The sequence below is a fragment of the Corallococcus sp. CA047B genome, assembly GCF_003612065.1.
GTDB classification, from domain to species: Bacteria; Myxococcota; Myxococcia; order Myxococcales; family Myxococcaceae; genus Corallococcus; species Corallococcus praedator.
Window position 1 is genome coordinate 1 of the sequence record NZ_RAWD01000359.1, and the last position, 9,125, is coordinate 9,125.

Here is a 9,125-nt window from a genome sequence, read left to right on the forward strand (position 1 = left end):
CCCCTGCGCTACGAGGCCCGGGACGGCCTGTTCCTGCGCCCCTGCACCTTCGAGGACCTGCTCGCGCTCAGGGCCCTGCACCCGGAGGCGATGCTCGTGGCCGGCGCCACGGAGCTGGGCGTGGACATCACCAAGAAGTCGCGCCGCTACCCCTTCCTCATCTCCACGGAAGGCGTGGAGTCGCTGCGCGCCATCCGCCGGGAAGCGGACGGCTGGTACGTGGGCGGCGCCGCGTCGCTGGTGGACGTGGAGGACGCGCTGGGTGCCGAAGTGCCGGAGGTCGCGAAGATGCTCAACGTCTTCGCCTCGCGGCAGATCCGCCACCGCGCCACGCTGTCGGGAAACCTCGTGACGGCGTCCCCCATCGGGGATCTGGCGCCGGTGCTGCTCGCACTGGACGCGAAGCTGGTGCTCGCCTCCGCGCGCGGGGAGCGGACGATTGCGCTGTCCGACTTCTTCCTCGCCTACCGCAAGACGGCGCTCCGGCCGGATGAGGTCGTCCGCTTCATCGTCATTCCCCACGCGCCGGGGAAGGACAGCGGAGTGAAGCGCCACTCGGACAGCTTCAAGGTGTCCAAGCGCCGCGAGCTGGACATCAGCATCGTCGCTGCGGGCTTCTGCATCGAAACGGACGCGCTGGGCATCGTGCGCACCGCGAGGCTGGGCTACGGCGGCGTGGCGGCCACGCCGGTGCGCGCGCTCAAGACCGAGGCGCTGCTCGTGGGCCACCCCTGGAACGCCGAGGCAGTGGCGCGCGTCCGGACGACGCTCGCGGCGGAGTTCACGCCCATCAGCGACCTGCGCGGCAGCGCGGACTACCGGCGCGGGCTGGTGGTGTCGCTGCTGGAGAAGTTCGCTTCCGGCGAGCACAGCCCCGTGCTGGACGCGCGGCCCCGCTTCATCACCGGCGAGCCCTCCGCCACGGCGGACGCGGGACGCGAGCTGCGCCACGAGAGCGCGCTGGGCCACGTGACGGGCGGCGCGCAGTACGTGGATGACCTGGCGCAGCGCCGTCCCATGCTGACGGTGTGGCCGGTGCTGTCGCCGCACGCGCACGCGCGCATCCTCCGCCGCGACGCCAGCGCCGCGTTGAAGGTGCCCGGCGTGGTGAAGGTGCTCCTCGCGGAGGACATCCCGGGCATGAACGACACCGGGCCCATCCGCCACGACGAGCCGCTGCTCGCGAAGGACGAGGTCCTCTTCCACGCGCAGGTGGTGGCGCTCGTCATCGGTGAAACCCCCGAGGCCTGCCGCGAGGGCGCCCGCCAGGTGGTGGTGGACTACGAGCCGCTGCCGGCGGTGCTCACGCTGGACGAGGCCCGCGCGCAGGGCAGCTACCACACCGAGCCGCACGTCATCCGCCGGGGCGACGTGGACCGCGCGCTCGCGTCCAGCCCGCACCGGCTGGGCGGTGAAATCGAGATGGGCGGCCAGGAGCACTTCTACCTGGAGACGCACGCCGCCTTCGCGGAGGCCGGCGAGGACGGCGACGTCACCGTGACGTCCTCCACCCAGCACCCGTCGGAGGTGCAGGCGGTCATCGCGCACGTGCTGCACGTGCCCCGAAGCCGCGTCGTGGTGAAGGCGCCGCGCATGGGCGGCGGCTTCGGTGGCAAGGAGACGCAGGGCAACGCGCCCGCCGCGCTGGTGGCGCTGGCGGCGGTGCTCACGGGCCGGCCGGTGAAGTGGATGATGGATCGGGACGTGGACATGGCCGTCACCGGCAAGCGCCACCCGTTCCACGCACGGTGGGAGGTGGGCTTCGACGCCACGGGCCGGCTGCTCGCGTTGAGCGCGGACCTCGTGTCCAACGGCGGCTGGTCCCTGGACCTGTCCGAGTCCATCACCGACCGCGCCCTCTTCCACCTGGACAACGGCTACTACGTCCCGTCGGTGCGCTACTCCGGCCGCGTGGCGAAGACGCACCTCGTCTCCAACACCGCGTTCCGGGGCTTCGGCGGGCCGCAGGGCATGCTGGTGATGGAGGACATCCTGGGCCGCATCGCGCGCGTGCTGGGACTGGCGCCGGAGGCCGTGCGGCAGCGCAACCTCTACGACGGCGTTGGCGACACCAACACCACGCACTACGGCCAGGAGCTGGAGGACAACCGGCTGCCCAAGCTGTGGAACGACCTGCTGGAGTCCTCCGACTTCGCGAAGCGCCGCGCGCAGGTGGATGCCTTCAACGCGAAGAGCCCCCGCATCAAGCGCGGGCTCGCCATTACGCCGATGAAGTTCGGCATCTCCTTCACCGCCACCTTCCTCAACCAGGCGGGCGCGCTGGTGCACGTGTACCGCGACGGCTCCGTGCTGCTGTCGCACGGCGGCACGGAGATGGGCCAGGGGTTGCACACCAAGATTCAGGGTGTGGCCATGCGCGAGCTGGGCCTGTCCGCGGACCGCGTGCGCGTGGCGCAGACGGCGACGGACAAGGTGCCCAACACGTCCGCGACGGCGGCCTCCAGCGGCTCGGACCTCAACGGCGCGGCGGTGCGTGAGGCGTGCATCACCCTGCGCGAGCGGCTGGCGCCGGTGGCCGCGCGGATGCTCATCCAGTTGCACGGGCAGGCGGTGTCCCCGGACGCGCTGCTGTTCCGGGATGGCGTCATCGCGGCGGCGTCGCGGCCGGAGCTGGGCCTGCCCTTCGCGGACGTGGTGGAGGAGGCCTACCGCGAACGCGTGGGCATGTCCGTCACGGGCTACTACCGCACGCCGGGCATCGGCTACGACCGGGTGGCGGGCCGGGGGCGCCCCTTCCTCTACTTCGCCTACGGCGCGTCGGTGAGCGAGGTGGAGGTGGACGGCGACACGGGCATGAAGCGCGTGGTGCGCTCCGACCTGCTGGAGGACGTGGGCGACTCGCTCAACCCCGGCGTGGACCGGGGACAGGTGGAGGGCGGCTTCGTGCAGGGCGTGGGCTGGCTCACCGGCGAGGAGCTGCGCTGGGACGGCAAGGGGCGGCTGCTGACGCACTCGGCCAGCACCTACGCGGTGCCGGCGTTCAGCGACGCGCCCATCGACCTGCGCGTGAGGTTCCTGGAGCGGGCGGAGCAGCAGGGCGTCATCCACGGCAGCAAGGCCGTGGGCGAGCCGCCGCTGATGCTGGCCCTGTCCGTGCGCGAGGCGCTGCGCGACGCGGTGGCGGCATTCGGACAACCGGGCGGAGAGGTGGATCTGCCCTCGCCCGCGACGCACGAGGCGCTCTTCCTCGCCATCCAGAAGCGGCGTGCGCGGGGGGCCGGTGTTCTGGTTCCGGACGAAGCGCGCGAGGTGGCGTAGCGGGGGCGCGGGTGCGGCAACATGCCACGGCATGTCCAGGCGGTCGGTGCGTTAGAGGGGAAGGACCTTTCAAGGAAGATTCCCATGACCTCCGTGCTCCGCTCCCGCGTCCTCCTTCCGCTGGCCCTCCTGGGTGTCGTTGGCTGTGAGAAGGAGGAACGCCGGCGGGAGGTGGAGATCCCCGTCGTCGCGTTCGTGGGCACGGAGCCCTTCGCGTGCGGCAGCACCTACACGAACGTCGGGGCGTCGAAGACGACCTACGAGCCCATGGACTTCCGCGTCTACGTGCACGACGTGAGGCTGCTCACCGCGGACGGGCAGGAAGTGCCTGTCGAGCTGGAAGACAGCAACTGGCAGAGCAACGGCGTGGTGCTGCTGGACTTCGCCAACAAGGACGGCCTGTGCACCCAGGGCACGGAAGGCATGAACACGTCCATCAAGGGCACGGTGCCGCTGGGCGACGACTACCACGGCGTGCGCTTCACGCTGGGGGTGCCGGAGACGCTGAACCACGGCGACGTGTCCACGGCGCCCGCGCCGCTGAATGACACCGGCCTGTTCTGGAGCTGGCGCTCCGGTTACCTGTTCACGCGCATCGAGGGCCGCACGCCGGGCCTGACCCAGGGCCACGTCATGCACCTGGGCAGCACCGACTGCGCGCCTCCGCCGGAGGGCCAGACGAGCGGCACCGCGGGCTGCACGAACAACAACCGTCCGGAGGTGAAGCTGGACGGCTTCAACCTGGAGACGGGCAAGGTGGTGATGGACCTGGGCGCGTTCTTCTCCGGCTCCAACCTGGACACGAACGCGACGGGCACGGCCGAGGGCTGCATGTCGTCGCAGGCGGACAGCGACTGCGCGCCGCTCTTCGAGCGGCTGGGGCTCGGGTTCGGAGCGCAGGCCGCGAACCCCGCCGCGCAGTCCTTCATCCGGGCCGAATAGGAGCTCCCGCCGTGGCACGACGACGATGGCAACCGTGGAAGTGTCTGGCGACGGTGGCGCTGCTGGCCACCGGCTGCACGGATCCGGAGCTTCCACCGGACGGCCCCGCGCCGTACGACTGGAAGCTGCCCGCGGGCTTTCCCACGCCGCGCGTGCCCGAGGACAACCCGATGACGGAGGCGAAGGTGCAGTTGGGCCGGAGCCTCTTCTACGACAAGCGCCTGTCGCTCAACGGCACGCAGTCCTGCGGCTCGTGTCACGAGCAGGCGCGCGCCTTCACCGATGGGCGCGTGCACTCGGTGGGCAGCACCGGCCAGACGCACCGCCGCAACGGGCAGGGCCTGGCCAACGTGGCGTACGCGACGAGCCTCACCTGGGCGAACCCGGCGCTCACCACGCTGGAGTCGCAGGCGCTGACGCCGCTGTTCGGTACGGAGCCGGTGGAATTGGGCAACGCGGATCAGCAGGAGGCGTTGCTCGCGAGGCTGCGGGAGGACGCGGCGCTGTCGGCGCGATTCGCGGAGGCGTTTCCTGGAGAAGCGACGCCCGTGTCGCTGGCCACGCTGACGCGAGCGCTGTCCTCGTTCGAGCGCTCCATCATCTCCGGCACGGCGCCGTATGATCGCTACCTCTTCGGGGGCGATGTGCAGGCACTGAGTCCGGCGGCCAAGCGGGGGCTGGAGTTGTTCCTGTCGGAGCGCATGGAGTGCGACCACTGTCACTCCGGCTTCAACTTCCAGGACGCCACCGCGCACGAAGCCACGCCGGAGCCCATCCTGCCGTACCACAACACGGGCCTCTACAATGAGGACGGCCAGGGCGCGTTCCCGGCCACGGATCCAGGCCTCATCGAACTGACGGGCCGCGCGGAAGACATGGGGCGATTCAAAGCACCGTCCCTGCGCAACGTGGCCATCACCGCGCCGTACATGCACGACGGCAGCATCGCCACGCTCTCCGAGGTGCTGGACCACTACGCGGCGGGAGGGCGTGCACGGGCGATGAATGGAGGCGCGGCGAGTCCGCTCCAGAGCCCCTTCGTGCGCGGCTTCACGCTGACGCCCGCGGAGAAGGCGGACGTCATCGCGTTCCTGGAGACGCTCACGGACACGGAGTTCCTGCACGACCCACGCTTCGCGGATCCGGCCGTGGTGCCGTGAGCCGGAGCATGAGCCGCGCCTGGATTGTCATTCCTCGGTCTTGAGCCAGAACCACCGTTCGTTCGAGGCCAACGCGCCCGCCAGGAACTCCCCGAACGAACCCGCGATGCGGCGGCAGTAGTACGGATCCGGGAATCCCTCCCGATAGCCGTCGATGACGGGATAACGGCCGTCATGCGGCTCGCTGACGTCCACGAGGATGTAGTTGCTGTCCCGGACTTCGCACGCCGCGTACCACGATGCGGGTCCGGCCTTGTCGGAGTCGTCCTTGAGCATGACCACCCGCGCGCGCTGGATCATCGCCAGCGGGAAGAATCGGAATGCCGGATCGATGACGCGACGGTGTTCAGCGCTCCACTGGCCGAAGAGTTCGGCCCCATCGCAGTGCAGGTAGAAGGCGCGAAGGTCCGGATCCAGGCGCCATCCCATGCATTGCTCGAAAGCTTCGATTTGCCCAGGCGTCGCAGGTGGATGTGCGTGGTGGAGGCGCGAAACCTCTTCGAGCAGGGCGGACATCGTCATGGGGCTACTCTCCGTAGGGGTAGCTGCCCCCGGCGCTCGTCCAAGGGGGCTCGTTCGCGTAGCACTGGTTATAGGGCGTCAGCAGGTCGCCGTGGAGGTCCTTGGGGAACGGGATGATGTTGTCCCAGTCGGTGGGGTTGCCTCCATGCTTGAGATCGCGGATGTGGTGCCCCTGATACGGGTCCCCATTGGCCTCCTTCGGCCACTCGCCGAACCGCTCCGCCCATCGCTCGCGGAACCCCGCGCGGCTGTTATTCCAACGGTCGCGCGCGTTCTGCGTCGCCCCAATTGAAAGCGGAGCGTAGTTGCAACAACAGTGCGCCATGCCGAACCGGCTCCCGGCCCGCACGATGTCGCCCGTGAAGTCCATCTTTACATCCGCGAGCCAGATGCAGCCCTGGAGGGCGTACCCTTCTCCTGCGCACTTGTCGCGGCAGTAGTTCATGATGTTGGGGCTGCACTGCCAGGGGCCGTAATAGATGACCGTGCGGAAGTTCCCGCCGCCAGGAACTCGCACCTCTGGCCCCACCCACTTTCGGAAGCCGCCAGCAGCGGTCATTGCGCCCTCTGCGCACGCGGTGACCAGCACGAGGGATAGGACTGCAACCCAACGTCTGGCGGACGTGTTGTTCGTGGTTGTCATAGGCACGCACCGTACCGTGCGGTTCCGACAGGTCGTCCGCGCGCATGCCGGGTTCGCCAGCCGAATCAACGTCCCAGCTTGAAGGTGATGACCGCCGTGTCTTCCACGGTGTCCTTCAGCGTGAAGCGCAGTTCCCAGGCCCCCGGCATGAACAGGTCCAACTCCGATACCTCGAAGTCGCCGGGCCCGCGCTCGGTGATGCGGGGTGTGTCGGAAATGCCGTGACCCATCGCGGGCATCCAGGGTTGGACGGTCAGCGTTCCTCGCGGCATCGGCTTCCCGGAGGCCACCTCCGTCACCCGCACGCGGAAGACCTGAACGCCGCGTTTGAGCGACGTGGCGGACGAGCGGACCTCCACGCGCAGTCGTCCGGACGCACTGGTCGCGGTCCCCACCAGCAGTTCCGTGTTCACCGTCCCCGCGTCACTTCCAATCATTGGCGCGGGAGGCACCGCGCCCAGCAGCAGCATCCACAACACAAGCATCGTCATCCGCCCTTCGTGGCGGCGCGGATCCGCGCCGGTCTTCCTTTCCCGTAACGGAAGCGCGCACGCCGGCACCGCGACATGTTGTCGCGGCCCCCGGTACGCACGGGGCCCGCGACAACGTGCCGCATCGCACGCGAGCGCCGCGTGCCACAGGGTGCGCTTCGCCATGACCGCTTCCCCTGCACGGACGAAGGCTTCCGCGCCCACCTGGGTGTTCGCCGCGCTGGGAGCCATGGGCCTCACCGTGTGCGCGCTGTCATGCGGGGCCATCGTGCTGGTGCTGGACTTCGCCCGGCCGGACTCGCAGGACACGACAGCACATCCCCTGACGTCCACGCCGCCACCACCGCTGTATGGCCAGCTTCCGCCCTTCACGCTCCGGGATGATCAGGGCGCGCCCTTTGACACGAGGCAGCTCCGCGGACACCTGTCCCTGCTCCAGTTCGCGTCCGGTCCGGAGGGCGCGGGAGCACGCCACTTTGAATCCCTGCCCGGCATCCAGGCCCGTCTGAAGGTCCTGGGCGTGCCGCTCCAGGTCGTCCTCGTGGAGTCACGCCCCGTCCCTCCCTCCGACCCTTCGCCGCCTTCCCACGGATGGCGGCGATTGTGGGACGGCGCGGAGCTGGAGTCCTCCGCGCGACGCCTGGGCCAGGCCGTCCTACCGGATGACGTCTTCACGCGGGAGCAGGCCTGGACCGCCTGGGTGCTGGTGGATCAGGCCGGAGGCGTGCGCGGGTTCTACGACCTGATCCACGACACGACCGCCGCCGGACGGCTGGTGGAGGACGCGGGCTGCCTCCTCACCTGCGGCCCCATCGCGGTCATCGCGACCCTCACCACGCAAGCCCCCTGAACGAGGCCTCCTCCCGATGCGACCCTCGCCTGTCCCCTCCTCACGGCGCATCTGGCTCCGGGCCGCGCTCGTCGCCCTGCCCTGCGCGGCGCTCCTGACCGGCGCTGTGCCGTGGCTTCAACGCAAGCGCGCCCAGGCCGCCGCCGCGAACCTCCCCGTGCACGGGTCGCTCCCGCGCTTCGAGCTCACCGACCAGACCGGGCGCCCCTTCTCCGACGCCGACCTGAAGGGCCACCTCGTCGTCGCGGATTTCTTCTTCACCCGCTGCCCCACCGTCTGCCCGCTGCTCACCGAACGGATGCTGCGGGTGCAGCGACAGGCACGAGCCCGGGGCCTGGACCTGCGCCTCGTGTCCTTCAGCGTGGATCCCCGCCACGACACCCCGGAGCGACTGACCGCCTACGCTCGCGACCACCACATCGACACGGCCACGTGGTCGCTGCTCACCGGACCGCTGGAGCAGGTGGAGACGACGGTGCTGGAGGGCTTCCGCGTGATGATGGGCCGCGACGCCGACGCGGGCGATGACGACTTCTTCAGCATCTTCCACGGTGAGCACTTCGTCCTCGTGGACGCTCGGGGACAGCTTCGCGGCTACTACAAGGTCACGGGCGACGACACCGGCATGGAGGCCCTGCTCCACGACGCGGAAGTCCTCGCCCACGCCCGGGACTGAGCCCCGCGACAACCCTCCGGCCTCGCGGGGCCCACGCCCTTGACCGCTACCGCGCGGGAGGCTTCAGGTCCTCCGGCAGCCGATCCCCCGGAGGACGCTCCAACGTCCCGGGGCGTTCCACGCCGGAGGGCGTCACGCCCGCGTCAGTGTTCGAGGAGCCCGCGTCGACGGGTGGAGACGAGACCGGGGGCTTGTCCGAACAGGCGGCGAGAACCCCGACAACCATCACGAAGAGCCAGTGGCGCATGGTCGCTGTGTCCCGGGCCGCGTTAGTACTTCACCCAGATGACCGTGCCCGGATGGATCTCCGTCAACGGCTGGGTGCCGGGCTCCTTCTCGATGAGCGCCTGCGTCACGGGGTTGAAGCTGTACGCCTGCGTGCCGGACCAGACGATGAGCGCGTCCTTGAACACGGTGAGGTCATGCACGTGCTCCTCCACCGTGTACTGGTTCCAGCCCGGAAGCCGCGTGGGCAGCAGGAAGAGCGACGGGGCCGGGTTCTCCGTGGGCGCCGTGCCCGCGTCCGTGTCGTGGTTGTGTCCTCCCCCGCCCGTCCCCGTCC

9 protein-coding genes and 1 pseudogene are annotated in these 9,125 nt (G+C 69.9%); 5 read left to right on the forward strand and 5 right to left on the reverse strand.

What is annotated here, in order from left to right:
* From xdhB to D7X74_RS35500, 3 genes are all read left to right on the forward strand, one after another.
* Positions 1-3,279: xanthine dehydrogenase molybdopterin binding subunit (xdhB, locus tag D7X74_RS35490; RefSeq protein ID WP_120537427.1), on the forward strand; the 3,279-nt coding region annotated here is incomplete at its 5' end.
* 84 nt (positions 3,280-3,363) lie between these two features.
* A complete protein-coding gene (locus D7X74_RS35495) occupies positions 3,364-4,221 on the forward strand; it encodes an MbnP family copper-binding protein (RefSeq protein WP_120537428.1) in 858 nt (285 codons plus the stop codon).
* Between the two features lie 11 nt (positions 4,222-4,232).
* Positions 4,233-5,381 carry a methanobactin export MATE transporter MbnM gene (locus tag D7X74_RS35500; protein ID WP_120537429.1) on the forward strand — a complete coding sequence of 383 codons (1,149 nt, stop codon included), beginning with the start codon at positions 4,233-4,235 and terminating at the stop codon, positions 5,379-5,381.
* A 27-nt stretch (positions 5,382-5,408) separates the two neighbouring features.
* Here D7X74_RS35500 and D7X74_RS35505 read toward each other — a convergent pair whose 3' ends face one another.
* From D7X74_RS35505 to D7X74_RS35515, 3 genes are all read right to left on the reverse strand, one after another.
* Positions 5,409-5,903, reverse strand: coding sequence for an SMI1/KNR4 family protein (locus D7X74_RS35505; protein ID WP_120537430.1), 495 nt, complete (start codon positions 5,901-5,903; stop codon positions 5,409-5,411).
* A 4-nt stretch (positions 5,904-5,907) separates the two neighbouring features.
* On the reverse strand, positions 5,908-6,420 hold the full coding sequence (locus D7X74_RS35510; RefSeq protein ID WP_233595916.1) for a hypothetical protein: 513 nt from the start codon (positions 6,418-6,420) through the stop codon (positions 5,908-5,910).
* 191 nt (positions 6,421-6,611) lie between these two features.
* A complete protein-coding gene (locus tag D7X74_RS35515; protein ID WP_120537432.1) occupies positions 6,612-7,037 on the reverse strand; it encodes a FixH family protein in 426 nt (141 codons plus the stop codon).
* Between the two features lie 163 nt (positions 7,038-7,200).
* Here D7X74_RS35515 and D7X74_RS35520 point away from each other — a divergent pair, with 163 nt between their 5' ends.
* Positions 7,201-7,887 carry a hypothetical protein gene (locus D7X74_RS35520; RefSeq protein WP_147446798.1) on the forward strand — a complete coding sequence of 229 codons (687 nt, stop codon included), beginning with the start codon at positions 7,201-7,203 and terminating at the stop codon, positions 7,885-7,887.
* Between the two features lie 16 nt (positions 7,888-7,903).
* Positions 7,904-8,563, forward strand: coding sequence for an SCO family protein (locus D7X74_RS35525; RefSeq protein ID WP_120537434.1), 660 nt, complete (start codon positions 7,904-7,906; stop codon positions 8,561-8,563).
* Positions 8,564-8,609: 46 nt separating this feature from the next.
* On the opposite strand, the gene D7X74_RS42790 is transcribed toward D7X74_RS35525, so the two are convergent.
* The gene (locus D7X74_RS42790) at positions 8,610-8,810 is read right to left on the reverse strand and encodes a hypothetical protein (RefSeq protein WP_120585582.1); all 201 of its coding nucleotides are present in this window, start codon (positions 8,808-8,810) and stop codon (positions 8,610-8,612) included.
* A 22-nt stretch (positions 8,811-8,832) separates the two neighbouring features.
* Positions 8,833-9,125, reverse strand: a pseudogene (locus D7X74_RS35530) (hypothetical protein); the annotation flags it as partial.

Excerpts from the sequence above, each read along its gene's own strand:
- D7X74_RS35495 (WP_120537428.1), top strand. The coding sequence starts at position 3,364 with ATGACCTCCGTGCTCCGCTCCCGCGTCCTCCTTCCGCTGGCCCTCCTG.
- D7X74_RS35505 (WP_120537430.1), bottom strand. The coding sequence starts at position 5,903 with ATGACGATGTCCGCCCTGCTCGAAGAGGTTTCGCGCCTCCACCACGCA.
- D7X74_RS35515 (WP_120537432.1), bottom strand. The coding sequence starts at position 7,037 with ATGACGATGCTTGTGTTGTGGATGCTGCTGCTGGGCGCGGTGCCTCCC.
- D7X74_RS35520 (WP_147446798.1), top strand. The coding sequence starts at position 7,201 with ATGACCGCTTCCCCTGCACGGACGAAGGCTTCCGCGCCCACCTGGGTG.
- D7X74_RS35525 (WP_120537434.1), top strand. The coding sequence starts at position 7,904 with ATGCGACCCTCGCCTGTCCCCTCCTCACGGCGCATCTGGCTCCGGGCC.
- D7X74_RS42790 (WP_120585582.1), bottom strand. The coding sequence starts at position 8,810 with ATGCGCCACTGGCTCTTCGTGATGGTTGTCGGGGTTCTCGCCGCCTGT.